The 25,642-nt window shown below is 64.0% G+C and carries 24 protein-coding genes; 12 read left to right on the forward strand and 12 right to left on the reverse strand.

Translation table 11 applies throughout. The annotated features are described in order from the left end of the window. Positions 1 to 17: 17 nt before the first annotated feature. Both AC2FMD_RS10490 and cobU read right to left on the reverse strand, forming a co-directional pair. Positions 18 to 596: a histidine phosphatase family protein gene (locus AC2FMD_RS10490; RefSeq protein ID WP_496682071.1), complete on the reverse strand. Its 579-nt coding sequence runs from the start codon at positions 594 to 596 to the stop codon at positions 18 to 20. Beyond that, positions 593 to 1,114, reverse strand: a complete 522-nt coding sequence (cobU, locus tag AC2FMD_RS10495; protein WP_496742216.1) for a bifunctional adenosylcobinamide kinase/adenosylcobinamide-phosphate guanylyltransferase — start codon at positions 1,112 to 1,114, stop codon at positions 593 to 595. The genes AC2FMD_RS10490 and cobU overlap by 4 nt, the downstream gene beginning before the upstream one ends. Before the next feature lie 101 nt (positions 1,115 to 1,215). Here cobU and AC2FMD_RS10500 point away from each other — a divergent pair, with 101 nt between their 5' ends. The 6 genes from AC2FMD_RS10500 (at position 1,216) to AC2FMD_RS10525 (ending at position 7,821) form a co-directional block, all read left to right on the forward strand. Continuing rightward, positions 1,216 to 2,094: an RNA polymerase factor sigma-32 gene (locus AC2FMD_RS10500; RefSeq protein ID WP_496682065.1), complete on the forward strand. Its 879-nt coding sequence runs from the start codon at positions 1,216 to 1,218 to the stop codon at positions 2,092 to 2,094. Beyond that, positions 2,091 to 2,915: a ChaN family lipoprotein gene (locus tag AC2FMD_RS10505; RefSeq protein WP_496742217.1), complete on the forward strand. Its 825-nt coding sequence runs from the start codon at positions 2,091 to 2,093 to the stop codon at positions 2,913 to 2,915. The genes AC2FMD_RS10500 and AC2FMD_RS10505 overlap by 4 nt, the downstream gene beginning before the upstream one ends. 64 nt (positions 2,916 to 2,979) lie before the next feature. Further along, positions 2,980 to 4,176, forward strand: coding sequence for a bifunctional phosphopantothenoylcysteine decarboxylase/phosphopantothenate--cysteine ligase CoaBC (gene coaBC / locus AC2FMD_RS10510; protein WP_496742218.1), 1,197 nt, complete (start codon positions 2,980 to 2,982; stop codon positions 4,174 to 4,176). 45 nt (positions 4,177 to 4,221) lie between these two features. After that, positions 4,222 to 4,677 carry a dUTP diphosphatase gene (gene dut, locus AC2FMD_RS10515; RefSeq protein ID WP_496742219.1) on the forward strand — a complete coding sequence of 152 codons (456 nt, stop codon included), beginning with the start codon at positions 4,222 to 4,224 and terminating at the stop codon, positions 4,675 to 4,677. After that, positions 4,677 to 5,723 carry a HesA/MoeB/ThiF family protein gene (locus AC2FMD_RS10520; RefSeq protein WP_496742220.1) on the forward strand — a complete coding sequence of 349 codons (1,047 nt, stop codon included), beginning with the start codon at positions 4,677 to 4,679 and terminating at the stop codon, positions 5,721 to 5,723. Before dut ends, AC2FMD_RS10520 begins: the two co-directional genes overlap by 1 nt. 82 nt (positions 5,724 to 5,805) lie before the next feature. Continuing rightward, on the forward strand, positions 5,806 to 7,821 hold the full coding sequence (locus AC2FMD_RS10525) for a M3 family metallopeptidase (RefSeq protein WP_496742221.1): 2,016 nt from the start codon (positions 5,806 to 5,808) through the stop codon (positions 7,819 to 7,821). A gap of 88 nt (positions 7,822 to 7,909) precedes the next feature. Here the strand turns inward: AC2FMD_RS10525 and AC2FMD_RS10530 are convergent, their stop codons facing one another. The 6 genes from AC2FMD_RS10530 to AC2FMD_RS10555 form a co-directional block, all read right to left on the reverse strand. Continuing rightward, positions 7,910 to 8,836, reverse strand: coding sequence for a 2-hydroxyacid dehydrogenase (locus AC2FMD_RS10530; RefSeq protein ID WP_496742222.1), 927 nt, complete (start codon positions 8,834 to 8,836; stop codon positions 7,910 to 7,912). 15 nt (positions 8,837 to 8,851) lie between these two features. Then, positions 8,852 to 9,991, reverse strand: a complete 1,140-nt coding sequence (gene rodA / locus AC2FMD_RS10535; protein WP_496681881.1) for a rod shape-determining protein RodA — start codon at positions 9,989 to 9,991, stop codon at positions 8,852 to 8,854. Further along, a complete protein-coding gene (mrdA, locus tag AC2FMD_RS10540) occupies positions 9,988 to 11,934 on the reverse strand; it encodes a penicillin-binding protein 2 (RefSeq protein WP_496688133.1) in 1,947 nt (648 codons plus the stop codon). Before mrdA ends, rodA begins: the two co-directional genes overlap by 4 nt. Beyond that, positions 11,931 to 12,467, reverse strand: coding sequence for a rod shape-determining protein MreD (locus AC2FMD_RS10545; RefSeq protein ID WP_496688134.1), 537 nt, complete (start codon positions 12,465 to 12,467; stop codon positions 11,931 to 11,933). Before AC2FMD_RS10545 ends, mrdA begins: the two co-directional genes overlap by 4 nt. Further along, complete coding sequence (gene mreC / locus AC2FMD_RS10550; RefSeq protein ID WP_496742223.1) at positions 12,460 to 13,365, reverse strand: rod shape-determining protein MreC; 906 nt, start codon at positions 13,363 to 13,365, stop codon at positions 12,460 to 12,462. Before mreC ends, AC2FMD_RS10545 begins: the two co-directional genes overlap by 8 nt. Positions 13,366 to 13,426: 61 nt before the next feature. Next, a complete protein-coding gene (locus tag AC2FMD_RS10555) occupies positions 13,427 to 14,473 on the reverse strand; it encodes a rod shape-determining protein (RefSeq protein WP_093963423.1) in 1,047 nt (348 codons plus the stop codon). Between the two features lie 156 nt (positions 14,474 to 14,629). Between AC2FMD_RS10555 and AC2FMD_RS10560 the strand changes: the two genes are divergently transcribed. Then, complete coding sequence (locus tag AC2FMD_RS10560; RefSeq protein WP_496742224.1) at positions 14,630 to 15,415, forward strand: 23S rRNA (adenine(2030)-N(6))-methyltransferase RlmJ; 786 nt, start codon at positions 14,630 to 14,632, stop codon at positions 15,413 to 15,415. A gap of 169 nt (positions 15,416 to 15,584) precedes the next feature. On the opposite strand, the gene AC2FMD_RS10565 is transcribed toward AC2FMD_RS10560, so the two are convergent. Continuing rightward, positions 15,585 to 17,156, reverse strand: coding sequence for a 2-isopropylmalate synthase (locus AC2FMD_RS10565; protein WP_260064196.1), 1,572 nt, complete (start codon positions 17,154 to 17,156; stop codon positions 15,585 to 15,587). 287 nt (positions 17,157 to 17,443) lie between these two features. Between AC2FMD_RS10565 and AC2FMD_RS10570 the strand changes: the two genes are divergently transcribed. After that, a complete protein-coding gene (locus AC2FMD_RS10570) occupies positions 17,444 to 18,109 on the forward strand; it encodes an SDR family NAD(P)-dependent oxidoreductase (protein WP_260064203.1) in 666 nt (221 codons plus the stop codon). Between the two features lie 4 nt (positions 18,110 to 18,113). Here the strand turns inward: AC2FMD_RS10570 and AC2FMD_RS10575 are convergent, their stop codons facing one another. Then, positions 18,114 to 19,583, reverse strand: coding sequence for a 2-isopropylmalate synthase (locus AC2FMD_RS10575; RefSeq protein ID WP_496794982.1), 1,470 nt, complete (start codon positions 19,581 to 19,583; stop codon positions 18,114 to 18,116). A gap of 155 nt (positions 19,584 to 19,738) precedes the next feature. Here AC2FMD_RS10575 and AC2FMD_RS10580 point away from each other — a divergent pair, with 155 nt between their 5' ends. Together AC2FMD_RS10580 and AC2FMD_RS10585 are read left to right on the forward strand one after the other, a co-directional pair. Then, positions 19,739 to 21,397, forward strand: coding sequence for an NAD+ synthase (locus AC2FMD_RS10580; RefSeq protein WP_496794983.1), 1,659 nt, complete (start codon positions 19,739 to 19,741; stop codon positions 21,395 to 21,397). A 270-nt stretch (positions 21,398 to 21,667) separates the two neighbouring features. Further along, complete coding sequence (locus tag AC2FMD_RS10585) at positions 21,668 to 21,934, forward strand: hypothetical protein (RefSeq protein WP_496794984.1); 267 nt, start codon at positions 21,668 to 21,670, stop codon at positions 21,932 to 21,934. A 127-nt stretch (positions 21,935 to 22,061) separates the two neighbouring features. On the opposite strand, the gene AC2FMD_RS10590 is transcribed toward AC2FMD_RS10585, so the two are convergent. Then, positions 22,062 to 22,994, reverse strand: a complete 933-nt coding sequence (locus tag AC2FMD_RS10590) for an MBL fold metallo-hydrolase (RefSeq protein ID WP_496794985.1) — start codon at positions 22,992 to 22,994, stop codon at positions 22,062 to 22,064. Positions 22,995 to 23,134: 140 nt separating this feature from the next. On the opposite strand from AC2FMD_RS10590, the gene gltX reads away from it, so the two are divergent. Then, entirely contained in the window at positions 23,135 to 24,460 is a 1,326-nt protein-coding gene (gene gltX / locus AC2FMD_RS10595; RefSeq protein ID WP_496794986.1) for a glutamate--tRNA ligase, read from the forward strand. Between the two features lie 69 nt (positions 24,461 to 24,529). On the opposite strand, the gene AC2FMD_RS10600 is transcribed toward gltX, so the two are convergent. After that, entirely contained in the window at positions 24,530 to 25,099 is a 570-nt protein-coding gene (locus AC2FMD_RS10600) for a gamma-glutamylcyclotransferase family protein (protein WP_496688147.1), read from the reverse strand. A 96-nt stretch (positions 25,100 to 25,195) separates the two neighbouring features. On the opposite strand from AC2FMD_RS10600, the gene AC2FMD_RS10605 reads away from it, so the two are divergent. After that, positions 25,196 to 25,642 carry an RrF2 family transcriptional regulator gene (locus tag AC2FMD_RS10605; protein WP_005978780.1) on the forward strand — a complete coding sequence of 149 codons (447 nt, stop codon included), beginning with the start codon at positions 25,196 to 25,198 and terminating at the stop codon, positions 25,640 to 25,642.

Genomic DNA, 25,642 nt, shown 5'->3' on the forward strand with positions numbered 1-25,642 from the left:
ATTTGTGTGCGTTGTATTCACGGAAGATGATTGATCCGGCCGACCGACCAGGTTTTGCCGTCAAACGCCAACTCGGTCACCGACAGGTTGTCGATGCGATGGGCAAAGGCCTGTTGCGCGTCCAGATCCAAGGCACGCTGTACCTGGGTCAGGATCACGCCGAAATGAGCCACGATGACCAGATTGGCGCCTGTATGCATAGCGATCAAACCGTCGATCGCCGCGTCGACCCGCGCGCGGACCGCGTTCCAGCTTTCGCCGTTGGGCGGACGCACGTCGCCTGGGCTGTCCCAATAGGCAAAGGCCAGTTCGGGGTCTTCTGCCTCGATCTCGGGAAAGGTGCGCATTTCCCAAGTGCCGAAATGGATCTCGCGCAGGTCGGGGTGGTGCGGCAGGCGGCGGCGCGTGCCTTGAATTGCCGTGGCCGTATCCGCAGCGCGCGACAGGTCCGAGGAAATGACCAGCGCATCCCGCGGCAGGTGGTCGTGTAGGCGCGTGAGGGCCGCGTGGTCGCTCAGGTCGGCGGGAATATCGGACCAGCCCACCATCGTCTTGGCATGGGTCGGGCCGTGGCGGACCAAATGCAACCGGGTCACGGCAACTGGCCTTTCAAGACCTGCGGTAGTCCCGCGATGACCTGAACCACCAGATCGGCTTGGGCGGCGAGGGCAATGTTCAGCCGCCCCTGCGCCTCGCGGAATTTGCGGGCCAGCGCATTGTCAGGAACGATACCGTGTCCCACCTCGTTCGAGACCATCACGACCTGCGCCGGGCAGGTCCGTAGCGCGGCCAAAAGGGCGGCCTGTTCCCGTTCAAGATCGCTGTCGGCAAGCAAGTGATTGCTGAGCCACATCGTGGCGCAATCGATCAGACAGACCTGATCCGGGCTCAGCCCTGCCAAGGCAATACGCAGGTCCATCGGGGCTTCGATCGTGTGCCAGCCGTCGCCTCTTTGGTCCACATGGCGCCTGATTTTTAGGCGCATCTCATCATCAAACACTTGTGATGTTGCCAGGTAGACGCGGGTTTTTCCTGTTGAAACAGAGAGTTGCTCGGCAAATGCAGATTTTCCCGACGCCGCGCCACCCAGCACAAAGGTTAAATCGGGATGCATTTTTTACTACCTTTACAGTGATCCACCCGGTGCGCCCTTGCGTATCGACCATACGTCGGCAAGGCAAGACCGGCGGCGCCTACGACAGATGGGAGAGCTGCATGGCACTGGATAACCCGAACGACTTCTCGATGTCCCGGCAGGCTATGAAAGCCGAATTGCTGGATGCGGAAACCGAATTGCGCCTGGCCTACGCTTGGCGCGACGAGCGCGACGAACAGGCCCTACACCGATTGATTATGGCCTATATGCGACTGGCAATTTCAATGGCGGCCAAGTTCAAACGCTATGGCGCGCCGATGAATGACCTGATCCAAGAGGCCGGGTTGGGCCTAATGAAGGCAGCAGACAAGTTCGACCCGGATCGCGGGGTTCGCTTCTCGACCTATGCGGTGTGGTGGATCAAGGCCAGCATTCAGGACTACGTGATGCGCAACTGGTCGATGGTGCGGACCGGTTCGACGTCATCCCAGAAATCCCTGTTCTTCAACATGCGCCGGGTGCAGGCGCGGCTGGAGCGCGAAGCTGCGTCCGATGGTTTGGAACTGGACCGGCACCAGCTTTACCAGATGATCGCGGCCGAGATTGGTGTTCCGCTGCGTGATGTCGAAATGATGCATGGCCGGCTGGCTGGGTCCGATTTTTCTCTGAACGCCGTGCAGTCGGCCGACGAAGATGGACGCGAATGGATCGACGCGCTGGAGGATGACAGCGCGCAGGCCGCCGAACTCGTGGAACATGGACACGACACCCGCCAATTGCGGGAATGGCTCATCACGGCGATGCAGGCGCTGAACGACCGGGAACGGTTCATCGTGCGCGAGCGAAAGTTGCGCGACCCGGCGCGGACGCTGGAAAGCCTCGGTCAGGAATTGGGCCTGTCGAAAGAGCGCGTGCGCCAACTCGAGGCGGCGGCCTTCGTGAAAATGCGCAAGAGCCTTGAAGGGCAATCGCGCGAGGTGCAACACTTCTTCGCATGAGATTTCTTGCGATTCTGACGGCGGCTGCCGTTTCCCTCACCGGTTTGGCGCGCGCGGCGGCGGCCGGTGAATACATACCCAACGATGTTCTAGCCCTGATGAAAGAGGCCGATGTGGTCATCCTGGGCGAGGTTCACGACAACCCGCGCCATCACGTGGTGCAGACCGAGGCAATTGCAGCGATCGAGCCGTCGGCCGTCGTTTGGGAAATGGTCACCGAAGAGGGCGCGCAGCGTCTGGCGCAGACGGCCGCGTCAAACCCCGAGGAACTGTCGCGCATCCTGCGCTGGGCGGAATCCGGATGGCCACCGCTCAGCATGTATTATCCGGTTTTTCAGGCTTCGAACGCCCCGGTCTATGGAGCTATGGTGCCCCGTGCGGCTGCCCGGGCCGCGATGGAGCGCGGGGCCGCATCCGCGCTGGGCGCGGATGCGGCGCGATACGGCCTGACCGTGCCGCTGGCCCCCGAGGATCAGGCGGCGCGCGAGGCCGAGCAGCAGGCGGCCCACTGCAACGCCATGCCCGCCGAGATTTTGCCACAGCTGGTCGCCATCCAACGCCTGCGCGATGCGGTTCTGGCCCGCGCCATCCTGCGCGCGGTGGATGAGACCGGCGGACCGGTGGCGGTGATCACGGGCAATGGGCATGCGCGCAAGGATCAGGGCATTCCGACCTTCCTGAGCCGTCTGCAGCCGGGGCTGAGGCTGTTCGTGTTGGGGCAGGCCGAAGACGGTGCGCTGACCGGTGAATTCGATGCGGTGATCAACAGTCCCGCCGCCGATCGCGAGGACCCCTGCAAGGCGTTCGAGACGCAGGATTAACCGCTGGAACTCGGGCCATGCGTGGCATAGTGTCGGGTCCGACTGCGACCGGGAAAGGCTGAACATGCTGGCATCCAAACGGATTCTCCTGATCATCGGCGGAGGCATCGCGGCCTACAAGTCGCTCGACCTGATCCGCCGCCTGCGCGAGCGGGGCGCCTCGGTCACTCCGGTCCTGACCCGCGCGGCCGAAGAATTCGTGACACCGCTTTCGGTGGCGGCCCTGGCCGGGGAAAAGGCCTATCGCGATCTGTTCGACCTGACGGATGAGGCCGAGATGGGGCACATCCAACTGTCGCGCTCGGCCGATCTGGTGGTAGTCGCGCCCGCGACGGCCGATCTGATGGGCAAGATGGCCGGAGGGCTGGCCAACGATCTGGCCTCGACCCTGTTGATGGCGACGGACACGCCGGTTCTGTGCGCGCCGGCGATGAACGTGCGGATGTGGACCCACCCGGCGACCAAACGCAACCACCGTCAGTTGATCGCCGACGGGGTTCGGTTCGTGGGGCCGAACGATGGCGACATGGCCTGCGGCGAATACGGGCCCGGGCGGATGTCCGAGCCGCTGGAGATCGTCGCGGCGGTCGAGGCGGCGCTGGCGGACGGTCCGTTGACGGGCAAGCGGATTCTGGTGACCTCGGGGCCGACGCACGAGCCGATCGACCCGGTGCGGTACATCGCCAACCGGTCCTCGGGCGCGCAGGGTGCCGCGATTGCCCGGGCTCTGGCGGCGCTGGGGGCCGAGGTGGTCTTTGTCACCGGTCCCGCCGAGGTGCCGCCGCCCGACGGCGTGCAGGTGGTGCGTGTCGAGACCGCGCAGCAGATGTCGGATGCGGTGGATGCCGCCTTGCCGGTGGATGCGGGCGTGTTCGCCGCCGCGGTGGCCGACTGGCGCGTTGACGGGGCCTCGGACCGCAAGCTCAAGAAAAGCCGCGATGGCACGCCCGCACTGGAGTTTGCCGAGAACCCGGACATCCTGAAGCGGGTGTCGCACTTGGGTGCTGGCCGGCCTGCCTTGGTCGTGGGTTTCGCCGCCGAGACTGACGACGTGATCGCCCATGCAACCGCCAAGCGGGCGCGCAAGGGCTGTGACTGGATCGTGGCCAATGACGTTAGCCCGGCGACGGGGATCATGGGCGGGGCCGAGAACGCGGTTGTGCTGATCACGGACCAGAGCGCCGAGGAATGGCCGCGCATGGGCAAGGACGCGGTGGCCGCGCAGTTGGCGGAACGGATTGCGGCGGCTTTGGCCGGGTGACCGGCCCATTGCAGGTGCACGCAGTTGGAAAACGAGGGGGCAGCGATGGTGGCAATTCGGGTGATCCGGGAAGACGGGGCCGATCCGGCGGTTGCATTGCCGTCTTATGAAACGGCCGGTGCCGCCGGTGCGGATGTGCGGGCCAACCTGCCGGATCGGGGCAAAATCGTTCTGAGACCCGGAGAGCGCGCCTTGGTGCCGACCGGCCTGCGGATCGAGATACCGGATGGATATGAGGTGCAGGTCCGCCCACGCTCGGGGCTTGCCTTGAAACATGGGATCACGCTGCCCAACGCGCCGGGCACGATCGACAGCGACTATCGCGGCCCGCTGGGGGTGATCGTGCTGAACGCGGGGCAGGACCGGTTCGAGATCGCCCATGGCGACCGGATCGCGCAGCTGGTCGTCGCGCCGGTCGTGCAGGCCCGGTTCGAGCTGACCGGCCGCCTGCGGCAGACGGAACGCGGAGCCGGTGGGTTCGGTTCCACCGGGCGCAGCTGATGCTGTTGGTCTTGATTCTGGCTGCGGGGCTGTGGGGGCTGGGCTATCTGACCGGCGCATCCCGAACCGCGCGATGGGTCTCGATTGTGGTTCTACTGGCGGGAGTCGTGCTGTCGCATCTGGTGCTGCCCGATGGGCACCCGGTCCGTCTGGCCACCGGCGGGTCGGCCGCGATGTGGTTGATTCTGGTGGGGGCGGTGGCTTTGGTGACGGGGTATGGCGCGATCGTGAAAGCGTTGCGCCGTCGTGCCCATTCGGTGCAGGCCGAGCCTGCGCCCGCCCCCGCCGGGCAGTTCAGCCAGACCGAACTGGAACGCTATGCCCGTCACATCGTCCTGCGTGAGTTGGGCGGACCGGGCCAGAAACGCATGAAGACGGCGCGCGTGCTGGTGATCGGCGCCGGGGGGCTTGGCGCGCCGGCCTTGCAATACCTGGCGGCCGCGGGTGTCGGTACGATCGGGGTGATCGATGACGACGTGGTCGAAAACGCCAACCTGCAGCGGCAGGTGATCCATCGCGATACCGACATCGGCATGCCCAAGGTCTTCTCCGCGCAGCAGGCGATGGAGGCGCAGAACCCCAACGTCATCGTGCGCCCCTATCACCGTCGTCTGACCGAGGAGATCGCCGCCGAGCTGTTTTCCGACTATGACCTGATCCTCGATGGAACCGACAATTTTGAGACCCGATATCTGGCCAACCGCACCGCCGTGGCGCTGGGCAAACCGCTGATCTCGGGCGCGCTGTCGCAGTGGGAGGGGCAGCTGAGCGTGTTTGATCCGGCCAGCGGCGCGCCCTGCTACCAGTGCATCTTCCCCGAGGCTCCGGCCCCGGGTCTTGCGCCCTCTTGCGCCGAGGCCGGGGTGATCGGGCCGCTGCCCGGCGTGGTGGGCGCAATGATGGCAGTCGAGGCGATCAAGGTGATCGCCGGTGCCGGTCAGGCCCTGCGCGGCGAGATGCTGATCTATGACGCGCTTTACGGTGAAAGCCGCAAGATCACCCTGTCGCGGCGCACCGATTGCCCCGTCTGCGGGCAATTGGGCTGAGAGCACCCGTTCCAGAAACCTGGCGTCCGCCTCTGGACGATCCCTCTGGCTATTCCTAGCTTGACGCTCAAAGGAGAATTCGATGAGCAATCCGATCCTGTCCGTCTGGACGACCCCGTTTGAAATCGCGCCTTTTGCCGAGATCTCGGATGATGACTTCGCCCCGGCGCTCGAGCAGGCGCTGCAGGCGCATACCGACCAGATCGCGGCGATTGCGGCTAACCCCGAACCGCCAAGCTTTGCCAACACGATCGAGGCGCTCGAGGCCGCCGGTGAAGGTCTGAGCAAGGTTCTGTCGGTATTCTACACCGTGGCCGGAGCCGACAGCAATCCGGCGCGCGAGGCGCTGCAGCGCGACTTTTCGCCCAAGCTGGCGGCCCATTTCGCGGCGATCTCGTCGAACAAGGCCCTGTTCCGGCGGGTGGCGGACCTGTGGGCGCAGCGGGACGACCTGGGCTTGACCGAGGAACAGGCGCGGGTGCTGATGCTGACCCATCGCGGCTTTGTCCGCTCGGGGGCGGCCCTGCAGGGCAAGGCGGATGCCCGCATGCAGGACATCAAGGCGCGTCTGGCCAGCCTTGGCACCGCCTTCACCCAGAACCTGCTGGCGGACGAGCGCAACTGGTTCATGCCGCTTTCCGAGGATGATCTGGACGGGCTGCCCGATTTCGTGATCGACGCCGCGCGGGCCGCGGGCCGGGAAAAGGGGGCGGATGGCCCTATCGTGACCCTGTCGCGGTCGCTGATCGTGCCGTTCCTGCAATTCTCGCCCCGGCGCGACCTGCGCGAGAAGGCCTATCGCGCCTGGACGGCGCGTGGGGCGAATGGGGGTGAAACCGACAACCGCGACATCGCGGCCGAGATCCTGAAGCTGCGCGAGGAACGCGCCCGGCTGCTGGGCTATGAGAATTTCGCGGCCTTCAAGCTGGAGACCGAGATGGCCCGCAGCCCCCAGCGCGTGCGCGAACTGCTAATGCAGGTCTGGACCCCCGCCAAGGCCCGCGCCGAGGCCGATGCCGCGGTGCTGACGCAGATGATGCAGGCCGACGGCATCAACGGTCCGCTCGAACCGTGGAACTGGCGCTATTATGCTGAAAAGCGCCGCAAGGCCGAGCATGACCTTGATGAGGCGGCGCTGAAGCCCTTTCTGCAACTGGACCGGATGATCGAGGCCGCGTTTTCTTGTGCCAACCGTTTGTTCGGGCTGGAGTTCGCGCCGCTGGATGTGCCGCTGTATCATCCCGATTGCCGGGCCTGGGAGGTCACCCGAAATGGCCAGCATGTGGCCGTTTTCATCGGCGACTATTTCGCGCGCGGCTCGAAACGGTCTGGCGCATGGTGCAGCGCGATGCGGGCGCAGGCCAAGTTTCCCAAGGTGCAGACGCCGATTGTCATCAACGTGTGCAATTTCGCCAAGGGTGACCCGGCCCTGTTGTCCTATGACGACGCGCGGACCCTGTTCCACGAATTCGGGCACGCCCTGCATCAGATGCTGTCGAACGTGACCTATGAAAGCATCTCGGGCACCAGCGTCGCGCGGGATTTCGTCGAGCTGCCGAGCCAGCTGTACGAACATTGGCTGGAAGTGCCCGAGGTGCTGGCCCAGTTCGCGACCCATGCCGAAACCGGTGAGCCGATGCCGCCCGAGATGCTGGAAAAGGTTCTCGGTGCGGCCAATTTCGATCAGGGCTTCCAGACGGTGGAATATGTGGCCTCGGCGCTGGTCGATCTGGCCTTTCACGAAGGTCCGGCTCCGGCCGATCCGATGGCGCGGCAGGCCGAGGTTCTGGCCGAGATCGGGATGCCGCATGCGATCGGGATGCGCCACGCGACCCCGCATTTCGCGCATGTCTTTGCCGGGGACGGCTACAGCTCGGGCTACTACAGCTATATGTGGTCCGAGGTCATGGACGCGGATGCCTTTGCGGCCTTTGAAGAGGCCGGCGGTGCGTTCGACCCCGAAAAGGCGCGGGCGCTGGAAGAACACATCCTGTCGACCGGCGGCTCGAAAGAGGCCGAAGATCTGTATCTGGCGTTTCGCGGTCGCTTGCCGGGCGTTGATGCCTTGCTGAAAGGGCGGGGCCTGATCGCGGCGTGACCGACCGGTTGCGCCCCGCCGCGCGCTGCCCATTGCGGGCCGGGCGACGGACCAAGTGAGATTGGCATGCGGCGCTGTTCCTGCGCCGTCAGTAGCCCAGGTCGCGATCGACCAGATGCAAAAGCGGCTGTCCGGCTTCGTTGCGTCGGATGTTCTCGCAGATGACCTGGGCTGCGGTCTCGGGCCGGGTTTCCGAGGCGATATGGGGCGTGACCGTCACGTTCGGATGCGCCCAATAGGGATGCTGGGGCGGCAAGGGTTCGGTGCGGAACACGTCCAACGTTGCATGGGCGATCTGGCCCGTGTCTAACGCTTGCAGCAGGGCCTGATCGTCGATCAGCGCTCCGCGCCCCGGATTGATGATCCGGGCGCCTTTGGGCAGCAGGGCCAGCGTCTCGGCGTTCAGGGTGTTTTCGGTCGCCGGGGTATCGGGCAGCAACAGAACCACGATGTCGGCCTGTCGCAACGCGCGGCGCAGGCCGTCAGGCCCATGCATGCCGCTGACTCCGGGGATGGTCTTGGCGGTGCGGCTCCAACCGATGACGTTGAACCCGAGTCTGGACAGCGCCACGGCCGCCGCCTGCCCCAGCGCCCCCAGCCCCAGCACGCAGACCGTTCGCTGGGACGCCAAAGGCGGAGGGTCCGGGGCCCAGACACCGTCTTGCACCGTGATGTGCCGGTCCATGCCCAGATGGTAGCGCAGGACGTGGCCCACCACCCATTCGGTCATACCCTGAGTCAGGCCGTGATCGACCATCCGGGCCAGCGGAACGGTCAGGGTTTCGTTTCCGGCGATCTTCTCGACCCCTGCCCAGAGGCTGAGCACCGCCTTCAACCGCTTGAACGGGGTGAAATCCAGCAGACCGCCATTGGGGGCATAGACGACATAGTCCACCTGTTCCGGCGGAAGATCGGTGGCGATGGTGGCGTCCATCCCCGACAGGCCCTTGGTCAAGAGCGGTTCATAGACCGGCCACAGGGCAGGGCGGGCAGAGAACAGGACATTGATCGACATCGCAAGCCTTTCGGGTCAGCGGGGGCGGTGGATGTGGGCGCTCTGGACGATGCCGAAGGCGACCATCAGCACCAGCATGGCCGAGCCGCCATAGCTGACCATCGGCAGCGGCACCCCCACCACCGGGGCCAGACCCATGACCATCGACATGTTGACCGCAAAGAACAGAAAGAAGTTCAGCGAGATGCCCAAGGTCACCAGGGACGAATACCGGTCCTTGGCGGACAGGGCGGTGACAAGGCAGAAGACAAGAATCAGCCCGTAGAGCGTCAGCAGCGTGATGCCCCCGACGAAGCCGAATTCTTCGGCCAGGGTCGTGAAGATGAAGTCGGTGTGCTTTTCGGGCAGGAAGTTCAGGCGCGATTGCGTGCCCTGCATGAACCCACGTCCGTTCCAGCCGCCGGACCCCAGCGCGATTTTCGACTGGGTGATGTGATATCCGGCGCCCAGAGGGTCGCTTGAGGGGTCGAGAAAGGTGTCGATGCGGCGGAACTGATAGTCTTTCAGCAACTGCCAGTCGGTACCGCGACTTTTGAACACGGCAGTGATCAGGCCCACCCCCGCCGCGATGACGGCGGCGAAATAGGCCCAATGCACGCCTGCCAGAAACATCAGCCCACCTCCGGCCGCCAGCAGCAGGATCGCGGTTCCCAGGTCTGGCTGTTTCAACACCAGCGCGGTCGGGATCAGGATCAGGAGAAGAGGCAGAAGCACCCAGAGCGGTCGCGACGTCTTTTCCGAAGGCAGCCAGTCGTAGTAGGCAGCCAACACCATCACCAGCGTGACCTTGGTCAGTTCGGAGGGCTGCAGCCGCATGAACCCCAAGTCGATCCAGCGCTGGGCGCCCATGCCAACCGTGCCGAACAGCTCGACCAGCACCAACAGGCCTAGAGAGCCGAGATAAGCCAGCAAGGACATGCTGCGCCAGAACCAGATCGGGATCAGCGCCACGATGAACATGACCGCAAGGCCGAGGCCGAAACGCTCCATTTGCGGTTCCGCCCAAGGGCGCCACGACCCTCCGGCGACCGAATACAGCATCAGAAAGCCGGCGCTGGCGACGCTGATCAGCAACAGGGTCAGGGGCCAGTTCATGTACAGAAACTTGCGCAGCCCGGTCGGCGTGGTCTTTACGGCATATTCTAAATAGCTCATGCGCGATCCTTCTTCTCGGGCCGCGCCTTGGGACGCCGATCGCCTTCCAGGCGTTTTTGCTGTTCCTTGATACGCTCTCGGTCGGCCACCGGATAGGCCTCGAGCGGGGGCGTGCCACCGTACAGCGCCTGCAGCATCACGTCGCGGGCGACCGGCGCCGCCGCCTTGGAACCGCCGCCGCCGTGCTCGACGACCACCGCCACCGCAAATTTCGGATTGTCATAGGGCGCGAAGCTGACGAACAGGGCATGGTCGCGGCGCTCCCACGGCAGGTCCTCGTTGCGGATCACGCCAGCGGCGCGCTCGGCCTTGGTGATGTTGCGCACCTGGCTGGTGCCAGTCTTGCCCGCCATCCGGAACTCGTCGGCGATGATGCGGCTGCGATAGGCCGTCCCGCGACGGTCGTTCGAGACCGTAAACATCGCCTTGCGGACCTGTTCAAGGTTGCGGGGGTTCACGTCCAGCGGCGCGCCCTCGCCCGTGGGCTGTTCGACCCCGTTGACGCTGCGGATCAGACGCGGCGTGACCGCGCGCCCTGTGGCGATCCGGGCCGACATGACGGCCAGCTGCAAGGGCGATGCCAGCATGTAGCCCTGCCCGATCGAGGCGTTGGCCGTGTCGCCGATCAGCCATTCCTGGCCGTGGACGCGCCGTTTCCATTCCTGGTTCGGGGCAAGACCCGCGGCCACGGCCGACATCGGTAGGTCGTGTTTGATGCCCAGACCGAACTTGCGCGCCATGTCCGAGATTCTGTCTATCCCAACGCGCAGGGCCACGTCATAGTAGTAGACATCACAGCTGCGCTTCAGCGAGGTTTCAAGGTCGACGGTCCCATGCCCGCCGCGTTTCCAGCAGTGGAATCGCCGGCTGCCCACCTTCAGGTAGCCGGGACAATAGACGGTGTTGCCCGGGCCCACGACGCCGGCCTCCAGCGCGGCCAGCGCGGTGATCATCTTGAAGGTCGACCCGGGCGGATAAGTGCCCTGAACCGTCTTGTTGGCCAGCGGGCGATGGTTGTTCTGGGTCAGGGCCTGGTAATCCGCCACCGAGATCCCACGCACGAACAGGTTGGGGTCGAAGCTGGGTGTCGAGCTGATGGCCCGCAGATCGCCCGTCTCACAATCGATCACGACCACGGCGGCGCTTTCGCCGGCCAGCCGGGCCTGCGCGTATTCCTGCAGGTCGGCGTCGATGGTCAATTGCAGGTCAGCGCCGGGCTGGCCCTCGCGGCGGTCAAGTTCCCGCATGACCCGGCCGGTTGCATTGACCTCGACCCGCTTGGCGCCCGCCTTGCCGCGCAGCAGGTCTTCCTTCTTGGCCTCAAGCCCGACCTTGCCGATCTGAAAGCGCGGGATCATCAACACCGGCTCGGGGTCTTCCATCTTGCTCAGGTCGTAGTCGCTGACAGGTCCGACATAGCCGACCACATGGGCGAAATCCTCGTAGCGGGGATATTGGCGGGTCAGGCCGACCTCGGGCGTGACGCCAGGAAGGGCCGGGGCATTGATCGCCACTTTCGAGATGTCCTCCCACGTCACCTGGTCGGCCAAGGTGACGGGCAGGAACGGGGCCGTGCGCCGCATTTCGGTCTTGGCGCGCTCGATCTCTTCTTCCTTCAACGGGATCAGCCGCGCCAGATCAGCGATCACCTTGTCGACGTCGCCGGCGTCCTCGCGCACGATGACGATCCGGTACGAGGGCGAATTCTGCGCGATCACCTGTCCGTTCCGGTCATAAATACGGCCTCGGGTCGGCGGGATCAGCCGGATGTTGATGCGGTTCTCTTCGGCCAGCAGCCGGTATTGATCGGCCTGTTCGACCTGCATGTACCGCATGCGCGCCGCCAGCCCCCCGGCAAAGGCAAGCTGCATGCCGCCCAGTACCAGGGCCCGTCGGGTCAGGCGTTTGTGGGCCAGGCCTTTGTCCCTGGTGGGGCGTTTCATGCCTGCCCCCCCCGGATCGTCGGGTCGACCGCCGACGGGCGCCGGACGCCCAGAACGCCCTGGCCGAAGATGACGACAAGCGGGTAGACCATCACCGTCAGAGCCGCCTGGACCAGAACCGGCGCCAACGCCCCCTGTTCGACCGATAGCAGCCCCAGCACGATGCGGTTTGACAGGAAAATAGCCACAATGACCGCCCCGACCGATGTCCACTCCGCTACAAAGCCCATATCGCGCATGCCCGGCCCGGCCGACCGAAGATAGGACGCGCCCATGACCACCAGCGCTGCCAGCAGGCCCGGTGGGCGTTGCAGCAACAAATCTTCCATCAACATGACGAACGCCACGCTGAGGGTTGGAACGTCGTCAGGCCGCCGTAGGACCCATGCGAAGGTCAAGGCGATCAGTAATTCGGGAAACGGCCAGCGATCGGGGCGGGTGTCCAATGGCAATAGGTGGAAAAACATCACCAGCATGCCCAAGGCCAGATAGAGGCCCCGCATCATCCACAGGCGCGACGCGGCCCTATCCATCGGCGGCCTCGTCATCGGGAAGCAGCAACGCTTCGGGGCGTTTCGGACCGACCAACCCGCCCGGATCGCGGATTGGATCGGCCGCGTGATAGCGCAGCACACGCAGGAACTCCAAGCGTTCGAAATCTGCCGACAGGCGTACGCGCAGGCGGCCGCTGGGGTCTTCCGCGATCTGGCCGATCAGCAGGCCCGCCGGAAAGACGCCGCCATCGCCCGAGGTCACCACGCGGTCGCCAGGACGCACGAGTTCGCGGTTTTCCAGAAATTCGACCACGGGCGCCGGGGTGTTGTCCCCCTGGATCAGCGCCGTCTGGCCGGACGGTTGAATGGTGGCGGGTATCGCGCTGGACGCGTCCGTCAGCAGGATAACCCGCGCCGTGTCTGGCCCCACGCCCGAGATACGCCCCACCACCCCGATGCCGTCCATCGTGGCCCAGCCGTCGACGATGCCATCGCGCTCGCCGACGTTCAGCAAAACCGATTGCCGGAACGGTGACCCGCTGTCGGCCATGACGACGCCGGTGATATAAGTCAGACGCGGATCAAGTCGAACATTGTTCAGGTCCAATAGGCGCGCATTTTCCTGCTCCAGTTGTAGCGCGGCTTCTTTCCAGGCGCGCATGCGACGCAGTTCGCTGCGCAGTTCGCGGTTCTGTTCGCTGAGCCGCTGATAGCTTTGAAAATCCCGCACCAGGTTAACGGTGGCCGTCACCGGCACCATGGCCCAATCCATCGAGGGCACCACCGTATCGACCACCTGCGCCCGGAACCGCTCGACCCGGGGACTGTCGATGCGCCAGACCAGAAAGATGCCCAGCAGGCACAAGACGACGATCCCCGTGAACAAGCGGCGCAGGGGGGTGGTATAGTCGTCGCGCTGTGCCCGGTCTTTTGCCACAGGACTCCTTCCCGTGCTGCTCGTGCCCGATCGTTGACCCTCGGATCAGAGGGTGCGCGCCTCAGCTTTCGTAGTCAATCGCGTGGCGCAGCTGTTTTTCGTATTCCAAAGCCTTGCCGGTGCCCAAAGCCACGCAATTCAGGCTTTCGTCGGCAATCGACACGGCCAATCCGGTTTGTTCGCGCAGGGCCAGATCCAGATCGCCCAGCAGCGCGCCGCCGCCGGTCAGCATCACGCCACGGTCCACGATGTCCGCAGCCAGATCCGGTGGGGTGGTTTCCAGTGCGGTCATCACCGCCTCGCAGATCTGCTGGACGGGTTCCGACAGAGCCTCGGCCACTTGAGCCTGGCTGATCTCGATTTCCTTGGGAACACCGTTCAGCAGGTCGCGTCCGCGGATATGCATCGATTGGCCGCGCCCGTCATCAGGCATCCGGGCCGTGCCGATGGTGGTCTTGATCCGCTCGGCGGTGGATTCACCCACCAGCAGGTTCTGCTGACGGCGCAGGTACGAGATGATCGCCTCGTCCATGCGGTCGCCCCCCACGCGGACCGATCGGGCATAGACGATGTCGCCCAGCGACAGAACGGCCACCTCGGTGGTGCCGCCGCCGATATCCACGACCATGTTGCCGGTGGGATCGGTGATCGGCATCCCGGCGCCGATGGCGGCGGCAATTGGCTCGGCGATCAGACCCGCGCGGCGGGCGCCCGCCGACAGAACCGACTGACGGATCGCGCGTTTTTCAACCGGCGTTGCGCCATGCGGCACGCAGACGATGATCTTGGGCTTCGAAAAGGTCGAACGCTTGTGCACCTTGCGGATGAAATGCTTGATCATCTCTTCCGCGGTGTCGAAATCGGCGATCACCCCCTCGCGCATTGGGCGGATGGCCTCGATCGAGCCAGGAGTACGGCCCAGCATCAGCTTGGCATCTTCGCCCACGGCCAGAACCTTCTTGACCCCGTCCTTGACATGGTAGGCGACAACCGAGGGCTCCGACAGGATCACGCCGCGCCCCTTGACATAGACCAGCGTGTTGGCCGTCCCGAGGTCGATGGCCATATCCGCTGTGAACAGGCCGCCCAAACTGTCGAAGATCCCCATATTTCCCCTGATCCTGTCTGTCAGAAATTTCTACTGCCCGCGACTCGACGGTTCCGGGACGGATGACTTATAGGGTGCCAAGACGCCCGGTAAAAGGGCTGATTCCGCGTAAGTCAGCGCCTTTCCGCCTTTCTGACAGGGACTTTAGAAGGCAACATGCTCTCATATCAACACATTTACCACGCGGGAAATCTGGCGGACGTGCAAAAGCACGCTTTGTTGGCATGGATGCTGGACTACATGAGCCGCAAGGACAAGCCGATCAGCTATCTCGAGACTCATTCGGGGCGGGGCTTGTATCACCTGAATGCCCCCGAGGCCGTGCAGACCGGAGAGGCAGCGGCAGGGATCGGGCGCGCGCTGAGCAACGGGTGGTTTGCCGATGATCACCCGCTGGCACGCGCGTTGCACTCGGTTCAGGCGCAGTTTGGCGAAACGGCCTATCCCGGATCGCCGCTGATTGCGGCAAGCCTGCTGCGTCCGCAGGACAGTCTGCATTTCGCCGAGCTTCACCCGCAGGAATACGCGGCGCTGAACCAGGCTCTGACTGGGCGCGGTGCCAAGACGTACAGACAAGACGGGTTCGAGCTGGCTCAGTCGGTTCTGCCGCCCACACCTCGGCGCGGGATGATGCTGATTGACCCCAGCTACGAGGTTAAGGCGGATTATGGCCGCCTGCCTGGGCTGATCGCCAAGTTGCACCGCAAGTGGAACGTGGGCCTCATTGCCCTGTGGTACCCGATCCTGAAGGACGATCGGCACGTTTCGATGGTGTCGGCACTGAAGAGCCTGGATCTTCCCAAAACGTTCGTGCACGAAGTTCGGTTTCCGCCTGCGCGGAAGGGGCACCGGATGATCGGTTCGGGCATGTTCGTGGTCAATGCACCCTTCGGGATCGAAGACGAGGCGGCGCGTCTTTCCGACCTGTTCGCAAAGATCTGACGGCGCTTCAGGGGCGATGGTCTCCCGCCCCGTCTGACAGCATCAAAGATGCCGCCAAACGTGTTGGGCCCGGCACCGCGCCTTGGGAGCGGTGCCAGGCCCAAGGCCGTCAGGCTGCGCGGCGAAGCCGGGCTGCCGCGGGCGCGGGAGCCCTGCCTGCCATTTCTGATCAGGTCAGATCCTTGTAGCTGATCTCGCGAGCATCCGCGCCCGGGCCGGCCTTTTCGCGGCGCATGATCAAGCGGTTCAGCGCGCTGATATAGGCCTTGGCCGACGCCACCACGGTATCCGTGTTCGCGGATTGGCCCGTGGCGATCATGCCGTCTTCCTCCAGGCGGACGGAAACGGTTGCCTGTGCGTCGGTGCCTTCGGTCACGGCATGCACTTGGTACAGCTGCAGATGCGCCTTGTTCGGGTAGATCACTCGGATCGCCTTGAAGGTGGCGTCGACCGGCCCGTCCCCGTGCTCGGTGGCGATGACATCCTTGCCGTCGACCTCCAGTTCGACCGTGGCTTCGGCCTGACCGCCGGTGCCGCAGGTGACTTTCATCGAGACCAGCTGCAGGTGGTCGTTGGTCGCGTCATCAGCGCTCATCAGCGCGATCAGGTCGTCGTCGAACACCTCTTTCTTGCGGTCGGCCAGTTCCTTGAACCGCACGAAGATGTCCTTGAGCTGGTTGTCCCCGACCTCGTAGCCGAGTGTCTCCAGCTTGTCGCGCAGCGCGGCCCGGCCCGAATGCTTGCCCAGCGGAAGCGAGGTGCCCGAGAGCCCTATATCCTCGGGGCGCATGATCTCGAAATTCTCGCGGTTCTTCAGCATGCCATCCTGATGGATGCCGCTTTCATGCGCAAAGGCGTTTTTGCCGACGATCGCCTTGTTGAACTGCACCGGAAAGCCCGAAACCGTCGCCACCCGACGCGAGATATGCATGATCTTGGTGGTGTCGATGCCCGTTTTCCACGGCATGATGTCATTGCGGGTACGCAGGGCCATCACGACCTCTTCCAGCGCGGTATTGCCCGCGCGTTCGCCCAGGCCGTTGATCGTGCATTCGATCTGCCGTGCGCCGCCGGCAACCGCGGCCAGGGCGTTTGCGGTCGCCATGCCCAGATCGTTGTGGCAATGGGTGGCAAAGATCACCTCGTCGGCGCCCGGAACGGTTTCGATCAACCTGCGGATCAGATCGGCCGACTCCGCCGGAGCAGTATAGCCCACCGTATCGGGAATGTTGATCGTGGTCGCGCCGGCCTTGATCGCAATCTCGATCACGCGGCACAGATAGTCCCATTCGGTCCGGGTCGCATCCATCGGCGACCATTGCACGTCTTCGCACAGGTTGCGGGCATGGCTGACGGTCTCGTGGATCTTTTCGGCCATCTCGTCCTGAGTCAGGTTCGGAATGGCCCGGTGCAGTGGTGAGGTGCCGATGAAGGTGTGGATCCGGTTCTTCTCGGCGTGTTTCACCGCCTCCCAGCAACGGTCGATATCGGCGAAATTCGCACGGGCCAGGCCGCAGATGCGGGCGTTCTTGGCGCGCTGCGCGATTTCCGACACGGCCTTGAAATCCCCCTCGGAAGCGATTGGAAAGCCGGCCTCGATGATGTCGACGCCCATGTCGTCCAGCAGCTCGGCGATTTCCAGCTTTTCGTCATGGGTCATGGTTGCGCCGGGGCTTTGCTCGCCGTCGCGCAAAGTGGTGTCAAAGATCAAGACGCGGTCTTGGTCGGTCACGTTGGTCATGGGGGTCACTTTCTTGTCTGTCCTAAAGCCATTGGCGCGCAGGCGTCCTCCTCTGAGCGGGCGCGCCGGATGGCACGCTCAGAGGCGGATTAGGATCAGTAGGCCACGCAGGGACGCGCCACGGGCGGTGACGTCGAACGAGGGGATATCTGCGCGGTTGATCATGGGTTCGAGGTTATACACCCCGAACCGGGAATGAAAAGAAGGAAAATGCGCGGCCGTCCGATTTCGCGAAAGGATCGGAAACGGGGATTGATTGCGCAGGCAACTCCGCTAGCTGGAGAGCGATGAGAAATGCTTTGGTCATAGGTGCAAGCGGCGGGATCGGCCGGGCCGTCTGCAATGAGCTTCTGTCGCGGTCGGTTCATGTCGTCGGTCTGTCGCGGTCGGAAAACGGGCTGGATTTGATGCAGCCGGAACTGGCCGACGAGATGCTGGGCCGTGTCGAAGGGCCGTTCGACCTTGTTCTGGTGGCATCCGGTGCGCTCGAGATCGACGGGGCGGAACCGGAAAAGACTATTCGGGCGGTTTCGGCCAAGGCCATGATGGATCAATTCGCCCTGAACGCGGTGGGACCGGCTCTGGTGCTGAAACACGCGCATCGCCTGTTGCCGCGCAACGGTCGGTCGGTGTTCGCGGTACTGTCGGCACGTGTGGGCTCGATCGGGGATAATCGTCTGGGCGGTTGGGTCAGTTATCGCTCGGCCAAGGCAGCGGTGAACCAGATCGTGCATACGGCCGCAATCGAACTGGCCCGAACCCACAAGGATGCGATCTGCGTCGCCCTGCACCCCGGAACGGTCAAGACCCCGTTCACGCAGAAATACCTGGGCCGGCACCCTGCGGTCCCGCCGGACGAGGCGGCGAGCAACCTGATGCAGGTTGTCGATGGTCTACGTCCCGAGCAGACAGGGCAGTTCTTCGACTGGGCCGGAAAGCCGGTGCCATGGTGACGTTCTACCCGTCCGACGGGGCGGCATCCGGGTCCGTTTCGGCTTCGGGCGCTTGCGGTTCAGCCTCGGTCGGCTGTTCGGCGCCGGATTCGGTCAGCGCGCCGTTTTCCCAGGTGCCTGTTTCTTCTTCCCCGTTGGCATAGCGCATCGTGCCGCTGCCCTGACGCTTGCCATTGACGAAATTGCCTTCGTACACGTCGCCGTTGGGGTAGGTCGCAACGCCAAATCCGGTGATCTTGCCCTCGGACCACGCGCCCGAATATTTGAACCCGTTGGGCATCACCACCTCGCCCTGGCCGTGGCGCTGGCCGTTCAGGAAATCGCCGGTGTATACGGTGCCGTCGGCATAGGTCGCCTTGCCCTTGCCCTGGCGCACGCCGTCCACCCAGTCTCCGTCATAGCTGGACCCGTCGGCGCGGGTCAGAACACCCTTTCCGTGAGTGCGGGCGTTTTTGAACTGGCCTTTATAGATCGTGCCGTTGGCATAGGTGGCGGTACCCCGGCCTTCGATTACCCCGGCAACCCAGTCGCCTTCGTACGAGGAGCCGTCGGGATAGGTGATGCGCCCTTGCCCGTCGGCCAGATCTGCTTTGAAATCGCCGACATAGACCGACCCGTCGGGATAGGTCGCCTCGCCCAGCCCGTGAATCTGGCCGTCCTTCCATTCGCCCGAATAGACATATCCGTCGGTGCCCGTGTAGGTGCCCTTGCCGTCGCGCCGGTCATCGTCGAATTCGCCTTCGTAGATGTCACCATTGGCATAGGTCACCTTGCCCGCGCCCTGACGCCGGCCGTCGACCAGTGGGCCTTCGTAGACGTCTCCGTTAGGCTGGGTCAGGCGTCCGGTTCCGTTGATCCGGTCCTCGGACCATTCACCCGCATAGATCATCCCGTCGGGCATCGTCAGCGTGCCCTGACCGTCGCGCTGCCCGGCCTTGATGTCGCCCTCGTAAACGGCGCCATCGGCATAGGTGATCTTGGCCTTGCCCTGGCGCACGCCATCGACCCAGTCGCCGTCATAGACATAGCCTCCGAGGTCGGTCATCACGCCCTTGCCATGGTGTTGCGCGTTTTTGAACCCGCCCTCGTAACGTATGCCGTTGGCATAGGTCACGACACCGGTGCCGTTGATCGCGCCGTCCACCCATTCGCCTTCGTAGGTGCCGCCATCGGCGAAGGTGATCTTGCCCTTGCCGTGGGGCCGGCCCTTGACGAAGTCGCCCTCGTAGACCGAGCCGTTGGCGTAGCGCGCGATCCCTTTGCCCTGGATCTCGCCTTCGACCCATTCGCCGGTATACTCGAACCCGTCCGGCAGCCGGTAGGTGCCTGTGCCGTGGCGCAGACCGTTTTCGAAGGTGCCCTCGTAGACACCGCCCACGTCGTCATCGGCAACGATGACCTGGCCCTGCTGCGCCAGAGACTGGCCGGCCACACCCATCGCGGCGATGGCAATCGAATTCCTGAGAAGCTTCATCTGGGTCCCGCCTGCCCGGTTGTCATCTGTTGGGTTCGCTCGTGCAAAACTATGACACAGCATCCGGTCGGGCAACGGGTTTTGCCGCTATGGCCTTTCACTTGCGGCCCGATCTGCTAAATGCCTTGGCAGGTGACGAGGGCAAGAGGGCAAACATGGCCGACCATTTCCGCATCACGCTGGCACAGCTGAACCCAACGGTGGGCGACATCGCGGGCAACGTAGCCAAGGCCCGGGCCGCGTGGGAGCAGGGCTGTGCGGCGGGCGCCGATCTGGTCGCAATGCCCGAGATGTTCGTCACCGGCTACAACACGCAGGACCTAGTGCAGAAGCCCGCCTTTCACGCCGCCGCCATGGACGCGTTGCGGCAACTGGCCACAGACTGCGCGAACGGGCCGGCCATGGCCATCGGCGGGCCCTGGGTCGAGGACGGCAAGCTCTACAACGCCTATCTGATCCTCAACCAGGGGCGGATCGTCAGCAAGGTATTCAAGCATCACCTGCCCAATGAAACGGTGTTCGACGAAGTGCGCCTGTTCGATGCCGGGCCGCTGGGCGGGCCCTATGCCGTGGGCAACACCCGGATCGGCAGCCCGATCTGCGAGGATGGTTGGCACGAGGACGTGGCCGAGACGCTGGCCGAGACCGGCGCCGAGTTCCTGCTGATCCCCAACGGATCCCCATATTTCCGCGACAAATACGATGTGCGCCTGAACCAGATGGTCGCGCGCGTCGTCGAGACCGGTTTGCCTGTGATCTATCTCAACATGGTCGGTGGGCAGGACGACCAAGTGTTTGACGGGGGCAGCTTTGGCCTGAATCCCGGAGGGGCGCTGGCCTTCCGCATGCCGGTTTTCGCCGAGGCGGTGACTCATGTCGATCTTCAGCGCGGCGAACAGGGCTGGACCATCGCGCCGGGCGCGGTCGCGGAACAGCCCGACACGTGGGAGCAGGACTATCGCGCTATGGTGCAGGCGCTGCGCGACTACATGGCCAAGACCGGGTTTTCCAAGGCGTTGCTGGGCCTGTCGGGCGGGGTCGATTCTGCGTTGGTGGCCACAATCGCCGTCGATGCGCTGGGGGCTGAAAACGTGCGCTGCGTGATGCTGCCGTCGGAATATACCAGTGCCGCGTCGCTCGAGGACGCCGAGGCCGTCGCCAAGGCGCTGGGCGTGCAGTACGATTATGTGCCGATCAGCCAATCGCGCGCCGCCGTGACCGAGACCTTGGCGCCGCTGTTCGCGGGCCGACCGGCCGACATTGCCGAGGAGAACATCCAGTCCCGTCTGCGTGGTCTGCTGCTGATGGCGATCTCGAACAAGTTCGGCGAGATGCTGCTGACCACCGGCAACAAATCCGAGGTCGCCGTGGGCTATGCCACGATCTATGGCGACATGAATGGCGGCTACAACCCGATCAAGGATTTGTACAAGACACGGGTGTTCGAAACCTGCCGCTGGCGCAATGCCAATCACCGCGACTGGATGAAAGGGCCGGGGGGCGAGGTCATCCGCCCCTCGGTCATCGACAAGCCGCCCAGTGCCGAGCTGCGCGAGGATCAGAAGGACAGCGACAGCCTGCCTGACTATCCGGTGCTGGATGGCATTCTTGAGATTCTCGTGGATCGGGACGGTTCGATCGCCGATTGCGTCGCCGCCGGGTTCGACGAGGCCGATGCCCGCCGGGTCGAGCATCTGATCTACATCAGCGAATACAAGAGATTCCAGTCGGCGCCGGGCACCCGGCTAACCAAACGGGCCTTCTGGCTGGACCGGCGCTATCCGATCGTGAACCGCTGGCGGGATCGCGGGTGAGCCGCGCGCCCGGGATGAGTCTTGGGCGGCAAAATGCACAGTTTAGTTTTGCGAAAAGAAACAATGTCATCTGAATATCCATCATTGTGTGTTTTGTTGGCCGGATAGAGGCTTTGGCCCCGCAGATCCTTGCTGCGATGACATCTTTTCGACATAATTTGGTACAGGTCCTGCCTTGATTGGCCGTTTCGGCCGCGTGCATCTTGAAAGACAGGGCCGCTGGTAAAGCATCCGTGGTGGGGTGCCGAACGTTAGTTGGTTGGTGTTGAGATGTTTAACGATTATGACAAGCCGCTGCATGCTCCTTTGCAGTACAAAGCGATGAAGTCGCCGCCGCAAGATTTGGAGGTGGCGGACGTGGATGCCTCGATCGCGGATATTTTGCAAAAGGAACGGCGCCGAATGCCGGCCGCAGCGATCAAGCGCCCGGAATTTCCTGATCTGCGTGCCGACGAGGAACCCGACGATGGGCAGTCCGCGCCGAGCCTGGTGGGGACCTTCAGGCAGAAACTGGCGGAACTGGCTGGCGCGGCCTGAGCCCGGGCGGGGTGCGTCGAGACCGAGCGTTGAGAGCAGCAGAGCGGCACCCAGCAACTGTTATTGTCGAACTTCCAGCCTAGAAAAGCCCGCGCTAAGCGCGGGCAGTCCAATGGTGCGCCGTCGTTTACCCCATCATCTGATAGCTGACGGGCACGAAGCGGAAGCCTTCACCGCGCTGTTCGACGAAGCCTGCAGCCGGGAAGGGCATGTGATATCCGATCATCGGTATCTTGTCGGCGGCCAGCATGCCCTGAACCTTGCGCCGCGCCGCGGTCGCCGCAGACTTGTCCATGTCGAACCGAACCTCCCATTCGGGATGGGCGAAGGACCAGACATAGTGGTTGGCCAGATCCGCAGTCAGGATCAACCGCTGACCGTTGCTTTCTAGGTGATAGACCATATGCCCGGGCGTGTGGCCGAATGCGGCCATGGCGGTGATGCCCGGCGCGACCTCGGCGCCGTCTTCCACGAAGGTCATCTTGTCCGCCATCGGAGTGACCTTGGCGGCCACCATGTCACCGACGCGGTTTCCGGCCTCTTGCGCCGACCAGAAGTCATATTCTGTCGCGGCCGTGACATAACGCGCGTTGGCAAAGGTCGGAGCGTCATTCGTGGTCATCCCCCCGATGTGGTCGGGGTGCATGTGGGTCAGAACCACCACGTCGATGTCATCGGGTGACACGCCGGCATCGGCCAAGGCCTTTTGAATGCCGCCCTGGCCCAGGCCCGTGTCGAACAGGATCATTTCGCTGCCGGTGTTCACCAGCGTGGGCGTGAAGAAGAACTGGGCCTTGTCGGCAGGGATGAAGTTTTCCGCCGACACTCGGGCGAATTCCTCGTCCGAGGCGCCTCCCCCAAAGATTTCCTTGGCGCCGTCCCGTGGCAGGCTGCCGTCAAGCAGGGTCGTCACGGTGAGATCGCCCAGCATGAAGCTGCGGGCGGCGGCCGAATTGGCCATGGCCCCCGGTCCGGCGGCCAGGGCTGGTTTGACCGAGGCGGCAAGAGGCAGCGCGGCTGCGGCACCCAAAGCGGCGCGGCGGGTGAATTTCGGTGTCATTGAACTGTCTCCCTGTGTGATCACGCGTGATGAACTAGGGTGGCCGCGCGTCCCGGCAACCCTGGGCGGCGTCGGCCACCCAGCAATCGCTGGACAAAAACGCGCCCATATGACAAGAGCCGCGCCAACAGGAGACATCCATGACAACGACCCGCTTCGCCCCGTCGCCCACCGGTTACATTCATGTGGGCAACCTGCGCACCGCGCTGATGAACTATCTTATCGCCCGCAAGGCCGGCGGCACGTTCATCCTGCGCATCGACGACACCGACCCCGAGCGGTCGAAGGAGGAATATGTCGATGCGATCAAGCAGGACCTCGAGTGGCTGGGCCTGCACTGGGACCGGGTCGAGCGGCAGTCGGACCGGCTGGACCGCTATGCCGAGGCCGCCGACAAGCTGCGCGAGATCAGCCGGTTCTACGAGGCCTTCGAGACCCCGACCGAGCTGGACCTCAAGCGCAAGAAGCAGCTGAACATGGGCAAGCCGCCGGTTTATGACCGGGCCGCCCTGAACCTGTCGGAGGCCGAGAAAGAGGCGCTGCGGGCCGAGCGCGGCAACGGCGTGTGGCGGTTCAAGCTGGATCACGAGCGCATCGAATGGAAAGACGGCATCCTGGGTGACGTGTCGATCGACGCTGCCTCGGTGTCGGATCCGGTGCTGATCCGCGGCGACGGGCAGGTTCTGTACACGCTGGCTTCGGTGGTGGATGACACCGAGATGGGCGTGACGGACGTGGTGCGCGGCGCCGACCACGTGACCAACACCGCGACCCAGATCCAGATCATCAAGGCCCTGGGCGGAACCGTTCCGAACTTTGCGCACCATTCGCTTTTGACCGGCCCGCAGGGCGAGGCGCTGTCCAAACGGTTGGGGACTCTGGCGCTGCGCGATCTGCGCGAGCAGGGTGTCGAGCCGATGGCGCTGTTGAGCCTGATGGCCCGTCTGGGGTCGTCAGATCCGGTGGAACTGCGCAGCGTCATGGCTGAGCTGATCGAAGGTTTCGACGTGACCCGGTTCGGGTCGGCGCCGACCAAGTTCGACGTGCAGGACCTGTTCCCGCTGACGGCCCGGTATCTGCAGACGCTACCGCTCGAGAAGGTTGCCGACGCGGTTGCCGCGGCCGGTGTGCCCGATGAACTGGCCGAACCGTTCTGGATGATGGCGCGCGAGAACATCACCACGCTGAACGACCTGAAGGGTTGGTGGGAGCTGTGCCGCGACGGGGCCGAGCCGCTTATCGACGAGGAGGACCGCGAATTCGTTGCGCAGGCGATGGAACTGCTGCCCGAGGGGCCGTTTGACGGCGAGACCTGGGGCAAGTGGACGGCGGTTGTGAAAGAGGCGACCGGCCGCAAGGGCAAGGGCCTGTTCATGCCCCTGCGCAAGGCGCTGACCGGTATGGAGCGGGGGCCCGAGATGGCTGCTCTGATGCCGTTGCTGCAGGTTATCCGCGCGCGCACATAGGCCCGTGCCGTGCAGGCGTGAGTGAACTCGAACAAACGACAAGGCGGGCTCGAACTGGACCCGCCTTTGTCATGCGGCCTGAACGATCTGCGCAGCGATGCGGTTCAGGTGGGCATCCACCAGGTCGGTTTCTTCCGGGCGCAGTTGCTGGTGACGCGGATAGCGCGGCTCGGCCCGGTCGTTCAGGATTGGGGCGTTCCAGCCATCCGTCGTGTCAAAGAAATCCCGGACACCCGTTTCACCGAAGGCGCGCAGATAGCCCTGCACGACCACGTCGACATAGCTGAGCAGGATCGGATGATTCCGGTTGGGATCATTCTGCCGCTGTAGCGGGACGGCATAGACCGCGATCTCGATCTCGCGCGGCAGGGGATGGCTGACCTGCTCGGTGGCCGCGACCCGGTCATAGGCCCATTCGCGTTCATCCAGCGCGGCCCAGTCGTTCTTGGGAACATGGGCGATCATCCCGTCGATCTCGGACTTTGCGTCGGGGACCGCTGTCAGGAAGGCCACCGGGCGCAGGTCGGTGTGGCACCAGGCGCGCCGCCAGCCGCGCAGACGGGCCGGATGCGGGTCGGGGAAGTCATGTGTGGCCAGATTCACGAGGCTGCCATAGCCAAAGAAATACGGGTCAGTCATTCACGCGCTGTCCGAAGTTTCGATTGATGTATGTCAAACCGTTTTTTTGCGGTGCGTGCAATAAGGCTGCATCTTGTTTTTCGGGGGGAGGATCTCATGCGGATCACCAAACGAACGAATATCGCGGTGCGGCTGCTGATGTATTGCGCCGCCCATCCCGACCGGCTGGTGACCAAGTCGGAAATCGCCGAGGTGTGCAACATCTCGGAAAACCACCTGGCGCAGGTGATCAACCAGCTCAGCCAGCTGGGGTATCTGAGCACGCAGCGTGGCCGGAACGGCGGGATGGAACTGGGCCGTCCGGCCGATCAGATCCGGATCGGGTCGGTCTTTCGCCATGTCGAGGGCGACTTGCCGATCGCCGAATGTTTTGCGGATGCCGACAACACCTGCCCGTTGACCGATGCCTGCCGGTTGCGCCTGGCCCTGCAGGATGCAGCCGAGGTGTTTTTTGCTTCGTTGGACGAAATCACGCTGGATGCGTTGGTCTGTGACAACGATCCGTTGTTGAAGATTCTGCAGCCCGTGACTTGCGCTCGGTGA

The sequence above is a fragment of the Ruegeria sp. BHSC276 genome, assembly GCF_059612945.1.